The 17,313-nt window shown below is 53.8% G+C and carries 20 protein-coding genes; 5 read left to right on the top strand and 15 right to left on the bottom strand.

Annotated elements, in window-relative coordinates; all coding sequences use genetic code 11:
- Positions 1–54: 54 nt before the first annotated feature.
- The 12 genes from lpxI to IPM28_08110 form a co-directional block, all read right to left on the bottom strand.
- Complete coding sequence (gene lpxI, locus IPM28_08165) at positions 55–864, bottom strand: UDP-2,3-diacylglucosamine diphosphatase LpxI (GenBank protein MBK9172968.1); 810 nt, start codon at positions 862–864, stop codon at positions 55–57.
- A gap of 63 nt (positions 865–927) precedes the next feature.
- Positions 928–1,383: a bacterioferritin gene (locus IPM28_08160; GenBank protein ID MBK9172967.1), complete on the bottom strand. Its 456-nt coding sequence runs from the start codon at positions 1,381–1,383 to the stop codon at positions 928–930.
- Positions 1,380–1,703 (bottom strand): type II toxin-antitoxin system RelE/ParE family toxin, encoded by a 324-nt coding sequence (locus tag IPM28_08155; protein MBK9172966.1) that lies wholly within the window; start codon positions 1,701–1,703, stop codon positions 1,380–1,382. The genes IPM28_08160 and IPM28_08155 overlap by 4 nt, the downstream gene beginning before the upstream one ends.
- Positions 1,703–1,990 (bottom strand): type II toxin-antitoxin system Phd/YefM family antitoxin, encoded by a 288-nt coding sequence (locus tag IPM28_08150; protein ID MBK9172965.1) that lies wholly within the window; start codon positions 1,988–1,990, stop codon positions 1,703–1,705. Before IPM28_08150 ends, IPM28_08155 begins: the two co-directional genes overlap by 1 nt.
- Before the next feature lie 48 nt (positions 1,991–2,038).
- A complete protein-coding gene (locus tag IPM28_08145) occupies positions 2,039–2,341 on the bottom strand; it encodes a hypothetical protein (protein MBK9172964.1) in 303 nt (100 codons plus the stop codon).
- An 11-nt stretch (positions 2,342–2,352) separates the two neighbouring features.
- The gene (gene lipA / locus IPM28_08140; protein MBK9172963.1) at positions 2,353–3,273 is read right to left on the bottom strand and encodes a lipoyl synthase; all 921 of its coding nucleotides are present in this window, start codon (positions 3,271–3,273) and stop codon (positions 2,353–2,355) included.
- A gap of 90 nt (positions 3,274–3,363) precedes the next feature.
- The gene (locus tag IPM28_08135; protein MBK9172962.1) at positions 3,364–3,990 is read right to left on the bottom strand and encodes a superoxide dismutase; all 627 of its coding nucleotides are present in this window, start codon (positions 3,988–3,990) and stop codon (positions 3,364–3,366) included.
- Between the two features lie 64 nt (positions 3,991–4,054).
- Positions 4,055–4,387, bottom strand: a complete 333-nt coding sequence (locus IPM28_08130) for a (2Fe-2S)-binding protein (GenBank protein ID MBK9172961.1) — start codon at positions 4,385–4,387, stop codon at positions 4,055–4,057.
- A 78-nt stretch (positions 4,388–4,465) separates the two neighbouring features.
- Entirely contained in the window at positions 4,466–5,212 is a 747-nt protein-coding gene (gene truA, locus IPM28_08125) for a tRNA pseudouridine(38-40) synthase TruA (protein MBK9172960.1), read from the bottom strand.
- Positions 5,212–5,613, bottom strand: coding sequence for an acyl-CoA thioesterase (locus IPM28_08120; GenBank protein MBK9172959.1), 402 nt, complete (start codon positions 5,611–5,613; stop codon positions 5,212–5,214). The genes truA and IPM28_08120 overlap by 1 nt, the downstream gene beginning before the upstream one ends.
- Before the next feature lie 47 nt (positions 5,614–5,660).
- Positions 5,661–6,308: an alpha/beta fold hydrolase gene (locus IPM28_08115; protein ID MBK9172958.1), complete on the bottom strand. Its 648-nt coding sequence runs from the start codon at positions 6,306–6,308 to the stop codon at positions 5,661–5,663.
- A 107-nt stretch (positions 6,309–6,415) separates the two neighbouring features.
- Positions 6,416–7,378, bottom strand: coding sequence for an energy transducer TonB (locus tag IPM28_08110; GenBank protein MBK9172957.1), 963 nt, complete (start codon positions 7,376–7,378; stop codon positions 6,416–6,418).
- Positions 7,379–7,540: 162 nt separating this feature from the next.
- Between IPM28_08110 and IPM28_08105 the strand changes: the two genes are divergently transcribed.
- The 3 genes from IPM28_08105 to IPM28_08095 are packed head-to-tail and all read left to right on the top strand — an operon-like array spanning position 7,541 to position 11,090.
- Positions 7,541–9,391 (top strand): hypothetical protein, encoded by a 1,851-nt coding sequence (locus IPM28_08105; protein MBK9172956.1) that lies wholly within the window; start codon positions 7,541–7,543, stop codon positions 9,389–9,391.
- On the top strand, positions 9,388–9,879 hold the full coding sequence (locus IPM28_08100; GenBank protein MBK9172955.1) for a hypothetical protein: 492 nt from the start codon (positions 9,388–9,390) through the stop codon (positions 9,877–9,879). The genes IPM28_08105 and IPM28_08100 overlap by 4 nt, the downstream gene beginning before the upstream one ends.
- Positions 9,880–9,887: 8 nt before the next feature.
- Positions 9,888–11,090, top strand: coding sequence for an AI-2E family transporter (locus IPM28_08095; protein ID MBK9172954.1), 1,203 nt, complete (start codon positions 9,888–9,890; stop codon positions 11,088–11,090).
- Positions 11,091–11,211: 121 nt separating this feature from the next.
- Here IPM28_08095 and lpxK read toward each other — a convergent pair whose 3' ends face one another.
- A complete protein-coding gene (gene lpxK, locus IPM28_08090; GenBank protein MBK9172953.1) occupies positions 11,212–12,324 on the bottom strand; it encodes a tetraacyldisaccharide 4'-kinase in 1,113 nt (370 codons plus the stop codon).
- A 6-nt stretch (positions 12,325–12,330) separates the two neighbouring features.
- Complete coding sequence (locus tag IPM28_08085; protein ID MBK9172952.1) at positions 12,331–12,903, bottom strand: aminodeoxychorismate/anthranilate synthase component II; 573 nt, start codon at positions 12,901–12,903, stop codon at positions 12,331–12,333.
- A 146-nt stretch (positions 12,904–13,049) separates the two neighbouring features.
- Here IPM28_08085 and IPM28_08080 point away from each other — a divergent pair, with 146 nt between their 5' ends.
- Complete coding sequence (locus tag IPM28_08080; protein MBK9172951.1) at positions 13,050–14,837, top strand: hypothetical protein; 1,788 nt, start codon at positions 13,050–13,052, stop codon at positions 14,835–14,837.
- 3 nt (positions 14,838–14,840) lie between these two features.
- Here the strand turns inward: IPM28_08080 and IPM28_08075 are convergent, their stop codons facing one another.
- Entirely contained in the window at positions 14,841–15,626 is a 786-nt protein-coding gene (locus IPM28_08075; GenBank protein MBK9172950.1) for an SDR family oxidoreductase, read from the bottom strand.
- 195 nt (positions 15,627–15,821) lie between these two features.
- Between IPM28_08075 and IPM28_08070 the strand changes: the two genes are divergently transcribed.
- Complete coding sequence (locus IPM28_08070; GenBank protein ID MBK9172949.1) at positions 15,822–17,312, top strand: hypothetical protein; 1,491 nt, start codon at positions 15,822–15,824, stop codon at positions 17,310–17,312.
- The last annotated feature ends 1 nt before the right edge of the window (position 17,313 follow it).

Here is a 17,313-nt window from a genome sequence, read left to right as displayed (position 1 = left end):
TTGTTAATTGGATCGAGGATATGATCGTAGCGTTTAATACGCTTGCGTAGGGGGCTAAGTTTCGTCTTGTGAGCCAATGACGGCTATTTTCTTGTCGTTCGCCAGCCGGATCACCTCCTCACGGTCGAATATGAGGGTCTTGCCGGCGGTAACCGATAAGCACGTAGCGCCCGCGGCGATCATCGTCTCGATCGTCGGGACACCAACGACCGGTACGTCAAAACGCATGTCCTGACCGGGCTTTGCGACCTTTACAACGGTAAGCTTGCCGTTCGCGAGTTCGCCGGCACGCCGAATGGTCGCATCGGTTCCTTCCATAGCCTCGATGGCGACGCACGCCTTTGCCCGCACAACTATGGTCTGCCCCAGGTCAAGCCGGGCGATCTCGTTCGCAACATGAAGGCCATATTCAATATTGCCAAGTTCGTTGTCATCGGGCTTCCGCTTCGTAAGGACGCCCAGCGAGGCTAGTTGGTCCTTTATGAAAAACGTCGAATCGATGAGTTCGATACCTTCTTTGGCCATTTCGTTGGCGACACCGCCGATCAGCGAATCTGTGTTCCGTTTCTCCAGATTCCAAAGCATCTTGAGCATTCGCACGTCGGGCAAAGACCCGGAAAAGATCTGAACGTGTTTTACCTGGCCCGCCATTATCGCCTTTTCGACTCCGTGACTCTTGAAGAAACCGATCATCTTTCCTAACTGACCGATACTTACCCAGACCACCTTTTCGGCAACGTCATCAATACGCGGATCGGTCTCTTCGTTGATTGCGACGACCGAAAGCGAAGCACCCGCGCGCTTCGCACCTTCGATCACCAGAAATGGAAACTGGCCGTTGCCAGCAATAAGGCCGTAATTCATTAAAAGAAAATGCAGAACTTATATCCTGCATTTTACGGGATTTCCACGATTTGCTCTAAGACGCTATTCACTGAACGGTTCGATCTCGCCGGGCTTGCGCAGCATCTTGTTGACCTCGTCGAGATGTGTTTCTTCGAGGAGGATCATCTCTCGTGCATATTCTTCGAGCGTGACGCTTTTGCCTTCGACAAGTGTGAGCAGGTCGTAATAAGCGGCAAGCGTAGTCGATTCCTGTTCAAGGCTCTCGCGAAGAATGTCGCCGATGTCGTGTTTGTGGGTTTCGAGCAGCGTCCCGATCTTCAGAGACGGATGCCCGCCGAGCATAGTCACGAACTCGCCCGCCTTTTTCGCATGTGCCAGGCTCTCGTTCGCATTGCCATCCAGCCACGACACGATCGGGATCCGGTTGTATCCGAATACCATCAGCGCATAATGCGTGTAACGCACAACGCCGGCAAGCTCGAGTTCCATGATCCGGTTGAGGATCTCGATGGCCTTTTGATTTTCGGTTTCGTTCATTCGTCTACTCCGAGGTTCTGGTTATCTGAGCCGATGAATGCTCCGCGGACGTGCAAAACTCTCACAATACCCTCTTTAATATCATAAAGAATGCGGTATCGGCCGAACATTAATTGTCGAATCTCGCGGCCGGCTTCGTCGCTTTCCGGAGCAAGTGGTTGGCCCAACGGGAATCGCATCAAGGTCTTGCGGGTATGCGATCTGAGCGTTGCGTACCACCGTCGTGCGAGGGCTTCACCCCATTCCTGGCATCCCCATTCAAACGAATTGGCAATATCTCTCAGGGACTCCTCGGTGAATACTACGCGATATCGCTTCATTATTCGCTCGGGATACCGTACTTCTTTTCAAACTCCTTAAAGAAGGTCTCGGCGTCGGTTACCCGTCCTGCCTCAGCATCGGTAATACCTCGCTTTACAGCCGCAACAGTTTCTCGTCGATCCTTCTCACGCAAGTACTCATAATCGTCCGGATCAAGTACCACAGCCGCGGCCTTACCGTTTACCGTCAGAACGATTGGCTGCCCGGTTTTCTTCATCTGTTTGAGGAATTTTGCCGTATCTCGCTTAAAAACACTGAGGCTCTGGATGTCACGGGAAATCTTCATGAGATCATTGTATCACCGTTGTCAAATTTAGTGCGAATTTCGCAACGGTTACGGGCCCCAGTAGTCGAAATGATATTCGGTTCCTTGCTTTACACAGAATCCAACCTTGTCGAGATCATGGCATCCGGGCTCTATCTCCCCGCGTTCACCAATCCGGTATGGCCAAGGTCGGCCGTCGAGCGAAAACTTCGCGTCAGCCGATCCGCCGTCGGGATCATCCACGACGAGATAGGTCTTTCCATCGTTCGAAGTTTTCCACCAGCCTCTCAGGTCATTATTCCGACACGAATAGAAATAGAAGCTTACGCATATAAGAACAACAGCGAATCCGGCAATCGACAGCTTCTTCATACGAATGTTAATTAAGCAGGTGTCTCAGCCTGTTCTCGGGCGTGGTACGACGAGCGGGTGAGTGGCGATGATTCCACGTGTTTAAAGCCCAAACCCATCCCGATCCTCTTCCATTCCGCGAACTCTTCCGGTGTGACGTATCGCTCGACCGGAAGGCGTTTTTCGTATGGCTGGAGGTATTGGCCGATGGTCATGATGTCGCACGAGACCGATCGGAGGTCTTTCATTAGGTCTACGACCTCTTCAAACGTTTCGCCAAGTCCGGCCATGATGCCGCTCTTAGTTTTCATCGAAGGAAAATGGGTGTCGCGGTAATGAGCGGAACGTTCAAGCAGTTCAAGGGTCTGCTCATATTTCGCATCCGGCCGGACACGTCGATAGAGTCTCGCTATCGTTTCGGTATTGTGGTTGAGAACGTCGGGACGCGCGGTCAGGACATTGTTCAGCGCGTCCTCGTCGCCATTAAAATCCGGTATCAGCACTTCGACCTTGCACGCCGGATTCATTTCGCGGACTTTCAGAATAGTCTCGGCCCAGTGCATCGAGCCGCCGTCGGCGAGGTCGTCGCGATTGACCGAAGTGATGACGGCGTGTTTAAGGTCGAGATGTTTGACGGCTTCGGCGACGTGTGTCGGTTCCATCGGATCGAGGTCCATCGGTTCGCCTTTGTTGACAGCGCAGAAACCGCAGTGTCGCGTACAGGTGTCGCCCCCGAGCATGAAAGTCGCTGTTTTATCGGTCCAGCACTCGAAGATGTTCGGGCATTTCGCTTCCTGGCATACCGTGTGTAGATTCAGCCCGTCGATCAGGCTCAGCACCTGATTCTGGTTCCGCGGGTCGCCAAGCTTGATCTTAAGCCAATCTGGTTTCTTGACGCGTTCGCGCTGTTTCCGGTTCAAAAAACTCTGAACCAGTTTTTTTTCCTCGATCATAAATACAAAACAGGACAGGCCGGAGCCGGGATTGCCTCGTGCCTCCCGACTGTCTTCCTATCCTGTGATTCTATCACCTGAGCCCGGCTTTTACGCACTCGCGCCGCCGGCCGCCGAAAGACGCGAGTTGACGGTCTCCCAATTTATGTTCGCAAAGAACGCTTCGATGTACTTTGGCCGATCAGCCGGAGCATAATCTTTGATGAACGCGTGTTCCCAAACGTCCATGATCAGGATCGGCTTGTAGCCTGCGACGTTGCCGGTCTCATGCAGATTGATCCAGTGGTTCGAGAGCGCACCATTTGACGGATCCTGATAAGTTGCGGCCCAGCCCACGCCTCGCATTTTGCCCGTGGCCATGAAATCGGCCTTCCAGATATCGTAGCTGCCAAAGCTCTCCGCAGCCGCCTTTGCGAAGGCCGAATCCTTAGCCGGATCACCCGTGCCCTGCTTCACCATATTCTCAAAGTAATATTCGTGGAGCACCATGCCGTTGTACTCGAAGCCATAACGGCGGCGCATCTCAGAGAACGCAGCTGTTTTGGTAGCGTCAAGTTCTCCGCCGCCGATCAGTTCGGCGATCTTTTCATTGAGCACATTAGTGTTGGTCACATAGCCTTCGTAAAGCTTGAAATGCATGGCCAGCGTTTCGTTCGAAATGCCGGTCAGGTCGCTGAGGTCAAAGGTCTTTGCTTTATAAACAGTATTCAAACCCATTGTTGTATCTCCTTTGAATTATGGCTGAATCACGATTATAGCAGATTGCGTTTAGCACCGCGATTCAATCAACCGGCCGCGGCCCGGCGTCGATCCCGTCCACGCTGGCCTGCCTGACCACCTTAACGTGAAGATCATCGGCTACCCGTATCTGGCAAGAGAGCCGCGTATGGTCGCCGATGTCTGTCTTGGTCGCAAGTACAGCCATCTCGGCCTCGCCGATCGGGCCCGGATCGCCCGACAAGATCTCGACCCGGCACGTGGTGCATCTGGCGTTGCCACCGCAGCGGTGCAGGATGTCGACCCCGCTGTCCTCAAGGCAAAGTACGAGTTTCTTGCCGGCCTCACCCACGATCGCCACCTGACCGGTGGCTGTTTCAGCCGTTATAGTTGGCATAAATTATTCTCCCCTAAATAAGATCTTATTTCCGCTTATTCGTCGAATTTCGCATAACCGTTTAGCGAACGCAAACCTCTATCGTGCGTACTCGACCTTTTCAAGGTAAAGGCCCGACGGCGGCGCCGTAAATTTGGCCGGTACGTTCGATTCGAATTTCAAGAGTCTGTCAAATGCGTCGAATGTCAGATCGCCGCGGCCGACCTCGACCAGCATGCCGACGATCCGTCTGACCATCTTCCACAAGAAATGCGACGCTCCGATGCGAAAACAGATGATGTCATCCTCGATCGAAATAGCCGCGAGCTGTACATCGATCGATGTATTCTGCCGTTTTCCGTCTTCGGATTCGCAGAATGAACGAAAATCTTGCCTGCCGATCAAGAGTCGTGCCGCCTCGGCCATGGCTTTTGCGTCGAGATCATCCTTTACCCACCAGACAAGGCTCTTCGCAAAGGCATTACGCCGTCGGGATATTTTGTAGAGATATTGTCGATAAACGGCATCGTGCCGGGCGTGAAAGCCATCGGGCGCATTTGTGACCTTGAGGATGTTGATGTCGTGCGGTAGCACATCATTGAAACCGTGTTGGATCTGCCGAGGGGTGATGTTCACTTTGAGCTCCGGGACCTTCAGATGAGCGATCTGGTGAAGGGCGTGCACGCCCGCGTCGGTTCGTCCGGCGCCGAAAAGCTCGAACTTTGATGCAAAAAGCTGGCGGGCTGCGTCCTGAAGTTCGCCCTGGATAGTCCGGGCATTATGCTGCATCTGCCAGCCGCGATAGCGGGTTCCCTCGTATTCGATCTCGAGTTTCCAGGTCGGCATTACTTGTTCCCGATCAATACCTTTTCGCGAAACTGATTGATCGCGACGTAGATAACCTCGGCCTCAGTGACCATCACCTTTTGACCCTGGCTGCCGAATCGTTCGGCCTCGACGACAACGTGGATCGTTATCGACGTATTACCGACCTTTAGTGTCTCGGCATAAAAGCTCACCAGGTCGCCCATGAAGACCGGTTCGTGAAAGATCACTTCTTTCATCGCCACCGTGACAAAACGGTCGTGTCTCGTATGCCTGACCGCTTCGACGCCGCCGGCTACGTCTATATAGCTTAAAATTATGCCTCCGAAAACCGTACCGTGTGCATTCGTGTCGCGCGGCATCATAGTCAGCCGGATCGCTGCGTTGCGCTCTTCGGCGGTCGAGTGTATCTGTTCGTTCATGATATTTGGGTGATAAAGGACATTATATGGCCTGAGCGGTGCGGCGTTCAGGCTTGCGCGATCTTTTTTTCGGTCCATTCGCGAACCGTGTCACGTAATTCGTTCAGGTGCTCGTCGAAAAAGTGGCCGCAGCTGTGGAACAAAACCAACTCGCAATCTGTGTTTTCTGCGACGCGGTCGACCAATTCCTTGAGATTCGCGACAGAACCAAATTCGTCGCTGTCACCGTGAACGAAAAGGATAGGCTTTCGCAGCCTGATTAGAAATTCATAATCGTCGTACTTGTCGACCGGCGTGCCGATACTGATCAGCCTTTTGACACGGTCATCGGCCATTCCGACCTCCATTCCCGTTCGCGAACCAAACGAAAAACCGGCGAGCGTCACGTCCTCGCCCGGAAATCGCGATGCTGCATAATCGACAGCCGCCCGTACGTCCTCGAGTCCGCCAGGTATCTCAGAATGCACACCGGTCGATGACCCAACACCACGAAAATTGAACCGGAGCGTAGCAAGCCCCGCATCGACAAGGCCGGCCGAAGCCCTAAAGACAACCTTGTTGTGCATCGTCCCGCCGCCCAGCGGATGCGGATGGCAAACGACGCCGACGCCTCGCCGCTCCCCCACGGGCTCTTTCAAGATCGCCTCAAGCTGCCCGTGCGGCGCCGGAATTTGCAGGTTTCCTTTCGGGTACATTGCGAAACCTAGATTGTAGCAAAGTGGGTGATATTCAGCGCAACGAAGATGCAAAGGTTTGAGCTGCAGGCTGGCAAAACAACCGGTGGGAAGGAAAGTGGCCAGCCTCAATACACCGAGAAGCCGTATTCGATGGTCCGGACAACGTCCACGGGCTTTCCGTCAATTTTGGCCGGGATAAACTTTATTCCCTTCAAAGCGTTAAATGCCCGTTCATTGAGTGCTTTGTTGACCGACTGTAGCAGTTCAACCGGCCCAACGGTTCCATCGGCACGAAACGTGGCGCGAAACTTTACGGCTCCGGAAAACCCTTCCGCCCGGTAAGCGTCAACGAATCCAGGCCGAGGCATACGGAGTATGATTAAACTACTTGAGTATTTCGGGGAATCTTCCTCCGTAATCTCGATGTCCTTTTCAGGTTCATTACCGTCTTTCGTGGCGCCTGAAAGGGTATATTTGAGTCCCTTCGGCGTCGAACGCTTCAACGCTTCCGCAACCTCCTCACTTGTCGGTAGGCCCTCGATCAGCGTTACCGAGACGTCCTCAGCCTCTTTGGATATCTCAGCATTTACAAGTTGCTTTCCGCCCAACCGAATGCTTCCCAAAAACCGCTCCAGGTTTGCATTCCGACCGTCTCTAGACCGGGCAGTTATGCGATACAAACCGTTCTTTGATGCAAGTTGAAAAGATGCGGAGTCAGTGCCCTTTGTCGCATCGGTGTCACGTTTCCACAGGCCGTAGAAATCATCGAGAGTGAATCCCTTGTACTCTTTCGACGAGGGAAATTCAGCAATTTCCATGAACCTTTTCTTTGCCCCTTTTGTCCGATCCGCACGGACCGAAAGTGACAGTCCGCCCTTCACGTAAAGCACCCACGTGGTTGGGCCGTCCTGGTCAACTAAAATGTCTGTTCCGGGAAAGGCAAAAGTGAGGTCACCGGCCGAGGTCGAGTAGCGATGCCAGACGGCTTCGTCGGTCTTTTCCTGTCCGTATAACTCCGGGACAAACGCCGCAACAGCCAACATACAAAAGCCTACGACAAGGCTTGTGGGTGCAAGGTGCCGCTTCATTCTGCTAATAATAACGGGAATTGAGCGATCTGTTAAGCTTTTTCTCTTTTGCGGCAATGAACAGTTCGCTCGGACCCGATAGAATTTGCCCGTCCTTTCGTGATAACGTTTCTGTTTAATATTCTGCGGGCCCGGGGCCTGCTGCACGGCTTTCTTTTGCAAATGGAAGAACAGAACCCAAACGATAACTTTGCCGGCGTGCCGGCCGAGCGTACCTTGCCCGAAGCGGTCCGGACCGGCTGGCGCGATTATCTTGAAAGCGAAGAAGCGACCCGAACGGTCTATTTGATATTTGGTTTGGTCGCGATCGCGATGGTGATGAGCTTTCTACAGTTTCGTACGTCAGCGATATGCTGCGGCGATTGGGACGGCTACTATCACATCCGTTGGAGCCAGCTGCTCTGGGAAAGCCTGTCCAGCGGCAGATGGCTTCCTACTTTCGAGTGGCTTCCGCTCACGGTTCTAAATCCACAGCATTACAACGACCATCATTTCCTCTTTCACCTGATGCAGATCCCGTTTCTGTGGTTTCTCGAACCGGTGATGGCGGCAAAGGTGGCGACCGTCGTATTCGCAACATGTGCGATCTTCTCGGTCTATTGGTTCCTTCATATCTATAAGGTCGACTATCCGCTGATCTGGCTTGGTGCATTGCTGACGTGTGCCAATATGTTCTATTACCGGATGAACATGGCGAAGGCTCCGCCACTGACGATCATAATGACGATCGCGGGCATCTATCTCCTTTTCGAACGGAAATATATATGGCTGTTGCCCCTGATGTTCGCGTTCGTCTGGACCTACAGCCTTTTTCCCCTGCTTTGGATCGCGGCACTTATTTGGGTGATCATCATTGCCTGGAACGAACACCGTTTTGAATGGAGGCCGCTCGCTTATACGACCGGGGGAATGATCCTGGGGAATCTTATCAATCCTTATTTTCCGAACAACCTGCTTCTGTTTTGGGAACACGCCTACACCAAGATCAAGATCGGCTCTGATTTTGCGGTCGCGGTGGGCGGCGAATGGTATCCCTATACCGGAATGGAGTTGTTGACAAACTTCCCGATCGCGATGGCGGCGATGCTTGTCGGCTACATTCTTTTCATGCCGAAGAAAGGAAAGCTCCCTGAAAAGGCAACGTTCTTTCTGATGTTCGTCACAATTTTGCTTGCTGCTCAGTTTCGTTCGAAACGGTTCGCTGAGTACTTCCCGCCGTTCGCCGTACTTTTTGCGGCATTTAGCTGGCAGGCCTTCTCGCTCCGCGACGCCGTCCAACTCCCGGCTGACTTCAAACGCGATATCGAGCCGTATCTCGACGCCCAGCCGCCGATCCGCGATCAACGCATCGAAAACATCAAAGCGGCCGGAGCGTGGACGCTCGGCATTGTGCTCTTCATCATCTTTATGGTCAATATGGTCGGGCTTCAGAGGTTGGGGATCGAATATGGCGGGCTCATCTCCACGATCGCCGGCAATGATGCGAACGACCGATATGAACGCGCGATGAGTTTCGCTACCGGAGTCGACAGCGAAGGAAAAGAGAACATTCCTGCCGGCGAGCGGATATTCAACGCCAATTGGGACGATTTTCCGAAGCTGTTCTTCTTCAATCAGAAACACAGCTACGTGTATGGCCTTGACCCCAACTATTTGTTTTCGCAAAATCCTGATCTGTACAAACTTTTGACCGAGATCACCTCAGGCAAAGTAGATGAAGCAGGCCCGCAGATACGCGACAAGTTTGGCGCCAATTACGTCTTTACAGATGCGAAAGAGAATGAAGATATGGTCGCCAAATTGCTCGACAGCGGATGGGCGGAAATGATCTACGAAGACGATGAATCAAGGATTCTCCGTATTCGGAAGCAGAAAGGGGACGCACCTGCCGACTCGGCAGATGAGCCCGAAACGGACGAAGAAAAGAAACTGCTGGATGAAGAAGAGCGGAAGACCAACGCAAACACCGCTCAAAATACGAACGCGGCGGAAGATACAGAGGAAACGCCATGAGGTTGAGCGGAAATATTCGTTCTTTTGCGAGATCATCGGCTTTGCCGATCATTGCTGCCATGAGCGCGGTCTCAATGGCGTCAATTGCATGCGGGCCGAACCCGCGGATAATGAACTCGGCGGCCGAAACGCCGGAGTCTGTTTCGCAGCAGCCTGTCCGCTCTGCATACGAGACCGATATCGAGGCGATGCGGACCGCGGATTTCAATTTCATTTACGTCTTTCGCCGCAAGGACGGAGCTGCGATGACAGCCGAAGATCGTTCGTTCGTGATAGCAAACACACCGGTCGAAACTAACCGGCGAAAGGTCTCGGACGGAGAACGGGCCATCATTCTCGGCTCGAATTTCCGATTTCCTCCGGAAATTATCGCAAAGCTCGCTGAACGATTCGCATTTGAAGATCTTTCAAAACCGGAAAGCGAGTTGCAGAAATTGGCTGCGAATGCGAACGCGAATGCAAACTCGAACACGAACTCGAAGGACTGAGGAATAAGGTGGCCGATAACACGATCGAGACATTAGAAAACGCCGGTGCAATTGAAGAGCCGCGAGCGAACGATGGACAACGGGTGATTCTTGATCCGGCTTCGTTCTCGGCGCGTGCCGTTTTTAGGATCGTTGTCATATCTCTGATATTGATCTTCGTCGGCGGGTTTGTGGCCTCGGTGATCAGTTCGCTTACTTACCTTTTCTTCTTATTGGTGCTCGCGATCTTCTTCGCCTATTTACTGACGCCGCTTGTCCAGCTCATCCGCAGTCCGTTCAAGCACCGAAAACTCGAACGCTTCATGCCGCGTTCGCTCGCTATTTTCATAGCGTACCTTGTCGTCTTTACGGTGTTGGGAGTTGGTATCGCATATCTCGCCCCGCGCGTTACCGAACAGGGAAGGGAATTTGGTGCAAGCCTGCCGGGCTATGCCGCCGCGATACGCCAGTCGTTAAACGATATGAACCGCCGGTTTGACCGGCTGAGGATCCCTGAGGAGGTTCAAACAAGGATCAACGATCAAGTTGTTGTCGCGGGGGAACGCATCACCTCCGGCTTTGGGAATTTTCTGATCAGCCTGATCTACTATTTGCCTTGGCTTGTGATCATTCCGATACTTTCGTTCTTTTTCCTGAAGGACGTGAATGCGATCAGACTTGGGATCTTAAGGATGTTTCCCGCCGGCCGATGGCGGATGCGAGCCGAATCGGTCCTGGAAGAGGTCAATTCGACCCTCGCTGCCTATACGCGCGCACAGCTGATCTCATGCCTTCTCGTTGGCACGGTCTGCACCATCGGGTTTTACGCGCTTGGCCTCAAGTACGCGCTTTTGTTGGGTATTCTGGCGGGCGTGTTCGAATTCGTACCTTTGCTCGGCCCCCTTACGATCGGGCTCATCGCGACTACGACCGCTGCGTTGGGTGACGACCCGCGGCGTGCGGTCTGGATCGCCATATTTCTGATCGTATTCCGGATCTTTCACGATTATGTATCGTATCCGCGGATCGTCCGCGGCGGCATTCATTTACCGCCGGTACTTATAATTCTTTCGGTGATCGCGGGCGAACAGGTCGCTGGAATTCCGGGCGTATTCATAGCGATACCGATAGTTGCGATCATCACCGTGGTCTATCGCCACGTTCTCGAACATCAAGGCAAGACACGGCTGCTTTCCGATCTCGAACCGAACGACACCGAAACGCCGGCATAGACCAAGAATATGTCCTTTGCTGCCTGGCTCATTGCTTTCTTTTTTGTCTTCCTCTTTTTGTCGATACTCGTCTACGTTCTCGTCGTGCGGGCATTCTATTGGGGAGACAAGAAGGAGCCGCCTAAACGCCGAACAGCAGAACGCGGAGATCCTCAGGACGGTCAATGACCGATTCGGACTCGACTACAAAGCACGGGATCCTGAACTTCAGGCCGTCCAGTTTCACAGCGTCTTTAGCCGTTGTCACTAGTACGTCAACCCCATTCTCATTTGACGCACGTTCGATCGAATCAATATCATTCTGCCCGTAACGGTGGTGATCGTTAAATCGGCGGGTCATAGCGATCTCAACCACGCTGTCCCGGATGCCGATAAACGAACGGCGAAGCTGTTCAAAAAAAGCGTCCGGATTCCCGATACCGCAAAAAGCCCCGACACGGAGCGATCCGCTATCATTCGAAATCCTTGAGCGAACAAGGTCTTCCCAGACCTTTACGCCGGTCAGATCGCGATCGGTTTGCGGCTCCCGATCGAGAAACGTCACGAGTTCGGTAAACCGTTTTATCTGCGTTACTGCCCGAAACAACGGGGCGTCGGCATTTCGCGCTCTCAGTCGAGCCTCGATCTCGGCGGTCGAACTCACCAGGTCAGCACGCGTGATGACGATCGCATCGGCCCGATCCAGATTCCTGAACGATTCACGCAGCCGCCCGGCGGGCAGCATCCTTCCGTTACCGCAGGGGTCGGTCGCATCGATGCAAACGATATCGACGTCGCGTCTTGCCCGTCGATGCTGAAAGCCGTCATCGAGGATGAACGCGGTTACGCCAAATCGTTCGCGAGCCCATGCGGCGGCCGAAACGCGGTCGGCATCGGCGATGATGATCGCCCTTTCACCCAGTCTCCGAGCCAATTCTATCGGTTCATCTCCGCCCGCTTCGGGGTCGCTGAGGATCTTTTGACCGTCAGAGACCAGCACGCGTCTGCCGGTATGTTTTCTTCCGTAGCCTCTTGTCAGGATGCACACACGTTCGCCTTCACCAGCAAGGATCTCAGCGACAAGCGCGACGATAGGTGTTTTACCGGTTCCGCCCGTCGTTAGGTTTCCGACGCTTATCGTTCGGACACCAAGGTCGTACGATCGTAAAACTCCCCGATCATAAAGCGCGTTCCGGATGTCGACCGATCGGCCGAAGACCTTGCCAAACGGGATCAAGAGATCTTCAAGATTCATTCACGCTCATGCAGGCAACGACAGGAAATTCAGCAGCATGGTCCTGCCATGCTCGGTCAGGATGGATTCAGGATGGAACTGCACGCCTTCGAGCGTGAATTCCCGATGCCTCATCGCCATTATCAGACCGTCGGGTGATTCGGCCGAGATCTCAAGACATTCAGGCAATGTGGCACGATCGACCACCAGCGAATGGTATCGTCCGGCCGAGAAGCCGTTTGGTATGCCCGAGAAGATCGACCTGCCGTCATGATCGACGACGACGGGCTTTCCATGAACTGGTTCGGGTGCCCGAACGACCTTGCCGCCAAAATGCTGGCCGATGGCCTGATGGCCAAGACAGACACCGAGTATCGGAATGCGGCCCGCGAATCGTTCGATCACACCAACAGAGATGCCTGCGTCGTCTGGCGTTCCCGGTCCCGGCGAGATCAATATCCGCTCGGGCTTGAGCTCGTTTTCGATATCGTCGATCGAGATCGCGTCGTTCCTGAGAATCGTCATTTCTGAACCCAACTCTCCGAGATACTGGACGAGGTTGTAGGTAAATGAATCGTAGTTGTCGATCACGAGCAGCATAGGTATAGAGTAATTCTGCACTAAACGAAGGCAAATCAAAATTGCTGTGGCCGCTTCGAACGTCCGCATGCTGAGAACAAACATTCTGTTTACATAAGTTCGCAAGAAATCTATGATTGAGACGTCCACTATCTGGAGGCCTTTTAATGTCGTCATATCTGAAGATGTTCCTGCTTATCGTTTCGATCTGCGCTCAGACCGCGCATTCACAAAGCAAGGCCGAGCCTGACGCTGCGAAAGAAGCAGAAAGGATCAGAAAGGAAGCGGTTGCCTTTCTTCGCGAAACGAGCTCTGATGTCGCAAATATGCGTACGCTCGAAAATCGCATCAGCTTTGCCTCTGAAATGGCCGCGCTTATGTGGTTTCACGATGACCGCGAGGCCCGGTCCATGTACGGAGCGGTCGTAGCCGATTTCAAAACACTCTTGGCTCAATATGACGCTCAAATGAACGCTCTTGACCTTGCTGGTGAATCGGCTTCCACGATCACCGCAGGCAGTTTCGTTCCCGAGGCGTCCGAACGCACGAAAGCGATGCGAAAGTTCCGCACAGCATCGGCGGTCCGTCAACAGATCGCAATGAGTATTGCCGAACATGCGCCTGAACTCGCATTCAACTTCTATCACGACAGCCTAAGCCTGATCACCAATGCGGAGTTCCGAAAACAGATGGAGTCAGGTGACGAATATTTCGGATACCGGCTGATGACAAAGATCGCCGAGAACGACGCATCTCGCGCGGTCGAACTCGGCAAGGCCTCGATCGGGAAGGGACTTAACTTCAATCACATCGAATTACTAAAGACCATTTATGCGAAAGACGTCGACAAAGGCGTCGAGTTTGGGGCAAAGGTCTTGAGCGAGTTCAAGTCGGCGCCGAGCGAGAAGTTGAACGATTCGGTAACGCTGCTGCTTTTTGATTTCGCAAAAACGAATCTTGAAGAATCGAAGAAAGGCGAAGGAAAGAAGCCCGTATATTCGGAGAACGAGGTGCGCGAGATCGGCGAAATACTCGCAAAACAGATCTTGAGCCCAGCCGAGTTATGGGATCCTCACACGGCTCTTCGGTATGCCGCTTCTATCGAATCGATCTTGCCGGGACGTGCAGAGCAGATCAGGGCAAAATTCAAGATACCTGAAACGGAAGGTCAAAGCCGCGGCCGGTTCCGTAGTACGTCAGGGCGAGCTGTGCCCCCACCGCCTGTTGCGGCGGTCGAGCCGCCGGATCCGAAGGAGAAAGAAAAGCAGCGGGCGGAAGAGAAGTTGATACAAGAGGTTGCGAGCATCGGAACGAAGCCGCTGCCGAAAGAGGAACGCGAGCGTATCGTCGGAGAAGCCCGACGCCTATTGGCGCAGGAACCAGTACGCGAGCGCAAGTTGATGGGCCTGAGCGCTCTTGCCGCGGGTGTAAAACGCGCAGGCGATGCGGAACTCGCCGCGGAACTGATGGTCGAGGCTTCGAAGCTGGTGAATCCGCAACCGAAGAACTATCAGGATTTCATTTTTACGTGGCTCCTCATCTCGGGCTATGCCGAGGCCGATCCGGACAATGCCTTTAAGACCCTTGATGGTGCGATCTACCGAGCCAATGACCTCATCTCCGCGTTTGTAAAGGTGGGCGAATTCATCGATGTCGGAGAAGAGATGTTCGTCGATGGCGAGATGCAGGTCGGAGCCTTTGGCGGCGAGATGATCCGTGGATTGACGAAAGAGATCGGCATTGCCGAATCGACCATCAAGTCGCTGGTACGTGCTGATTTTGCCCGGACAAGGATCTTGACCGATCGTTTCGATCGTCCCGAAGTACGTGTTCTTGCAAAGGTCCTTGTTCTTCGAGCGGTATTGGGCAAGAGCGCCGAACAAAAGCAAAGGTCCGATTCGCCGGAAAGCGTTCTGGGTACGTCGCCGCAAGCCGAGCGTTCAGATCAGAAATAACGATCAACCCAAGCTTGTCCCGAGCAGCCATTGCCCGCCGTCGACGACGAGAGTCACGCCGTTTATGTAACCGGCGGCATCCGATGTCAGGAACAACGCAGCGTTCTCGATGTCCTTTATCCTTCCAAATCTCCCAAGCGGGATCTTTTTGGTGATCTTTTCCTTCAGCGGTTCTGGCAGCAGCCGCTTCATTCCTTCTGTGTCCTCGATAGGCCCCGGTGCGATCCCGTTCACCCTTATTCCGTGGCGTCCCCATTCGACCGATAGATTACGCGTGATCGCATCGACGCCCGCCTTGGCCGCGGAAACGTGGATCTGCATCGGCGTGGCAAGATAGTGCAGCGTGGCTGAAATATTCAGTATCTGACCGTTTGACCGCTTCAGCTCCTCGAACGCTGCTCGGCATACATTGAACGTTCCCTTTGTGTCGATATCAACGACCGTTCCAAAACCATTCGCCGAAAGCTGGTCAGCCGCGCAAAGAAAATTGCCCGCAGCCCCATTCACAACGATATCGATCTTTCCATAATGTTCGACGGTCCGTGCTATCGCATTCTCGACGTCCGCGTAATCCCGCACATCCGCGACGACCGTAAAACACTCGCCGCCGCCATCTTCGATCACTTTTTTCATTGCGGCAAGATTCTCTTCCTTGCGGCTTGTGATCGCGATCCGGGCGCCATGTTCGGCAAATGCGCGGGCAACGCCGCCGGTAATGCCGGTCCCGCCGCCGGTTACAAACGCGATCTTTCCCTGTAAAATGTCATCAGCAAAAATTTTTTCCGCCATATTCCGACGATGTTATCACATAAGCTTTCCAGGTCTGATGCCAGCAGCGGCCGATCCCGCGTGCGCGTGTCGTTTTTCCGGCGGTCGGCAAAGTCGTTTGGTAGATCCGGTTTTCAGTCCGGTCTCTCCATCGGTCTGGGGTTATTCTGCTTATTCACACTATCATGCGGTTCACCGGCGATAGATGTCCGGACAGTGCTTCCGGGCGATGCTCTCATCTACCTTGAGACCCGCGATCTTGGCAGAGCGATCGCAACGGTGACGGAAAGTGCGGCCTATCAAAATGCCGCAAAAACGAAGCCCGACCTCGGATCGATCGACGGTATCGAGTTGGGCGTCGCGGTGACGGGCTTCGAGACGTCAGAGCAGCAGATAACTGAAGAGAATTCGGTGCTCAGCTTTCAGCCGAGATTTGTCGCGGCCGCAGAAACGAGGCTCTGGAATTTTCAGGTCATTTCTTTCGTCGAACACCAGCTTGGGCTCTTCATCAGCGAGGCTTACGGGGGCGAAGCCTTGCTCGAGACTTCCGAGAAATATGGCGGGAAGTATTTTGTTTGGACGGCGCAGGATGGACGAAAGGCATTTGCGTTGGTCGACGGCGGATCGATCCTTTTCGGGAATGACGAATCGGCGATCGAGAAATGCCTGGCTGTAAAGCGGGGCGAGATCGAGAGCATTGCAAAGAACCCGAGAGTGGCCGGCGGCGATCGACTTGCGTTTGGCTTCATCTCTTCAGACGGTATTGCCCAGCTATCTAACATTGCAGGTCTCACGCTCGCCAAACGATCGAGTGACGAAGCGGAGGTTCAGTCGTTCATCGCCCGAGTTCTTCCGGAACTACTCCGCAATTCGCTGAAAGGCCTTGATTGGACAATGAGAGCTACGGAAAATGGAATAGAAGACCGGTTCAAGATCGAGACTTCGGCCGAGATCGCAACTGTGCTCAACGAGACGATCAAGCCTGCCGGAGGGCAATTTGCAGGGTTCGAGCCGTTCATGAATCAGCAGTTCGATTCGGTTACCCGCTATGACCTGACCGACCCGCGGATCGCGTGGCGAAGCGTCGTGTTGACCGCTCAGAAACAGATCGACCCGACCGCGGGCAGCCTGTTGTCGGCGTTTTCCGACAGTATCTTCGAGCCGTACGGCGTCGATAATGGCGAGCTTTTCCTGAGCGCGATCGGCTCGAACGCTGTCACCATCCGCTTTGATCCCGAGGGCGAAAGACAAGTTGTTATCGCAGATGTCAGAGGTCCGGCCGACCTCAAAAAGGCGGTCGCTGCTGAATTGAGAGCCGATCGCAAGCCCGATCGGCGATCGGACGCCGATTACTGGGCGACGGACGACGGCGATGTTGCGATGGTCCTGGTCGATGGCAAGGCGATCATCGGTGACCCGGAATCGGTGATCAAGTGTCTCGAATCATATCGCCGCGGACCCGACGTGAAACAAGCCGCGAGATTGCATCAGATCGCAATATCCAATGCCCCGGCAGCTACTCTAGGTTACGAAACGGGCCTCGCCGACCGCATCGCGGACGTCATCTCGGAAAAGAAGGAAGGCGGACAGAAGTCGTCGTCGGTATATTTTGTTGAAACTCGTTTCAACTCGAAGGGGATCGAACGACTAACTATCTCAGATCTTGGGTTTATCGGGACGATAGTCGCGCAATTTGCCCAGGACTGAC

It is taken from the genome of Chloracidobacterium sp. (assembly GCA_016716305.1).
Lineage (GTDB): Bacteria > Acidobacteriota > Blastocatellia > Pyrinomonadales > Pyrinomonadaceae > OLB17.
This window is presented reverse-complemented; position numbering and strand designations above follow the sequence as displayed.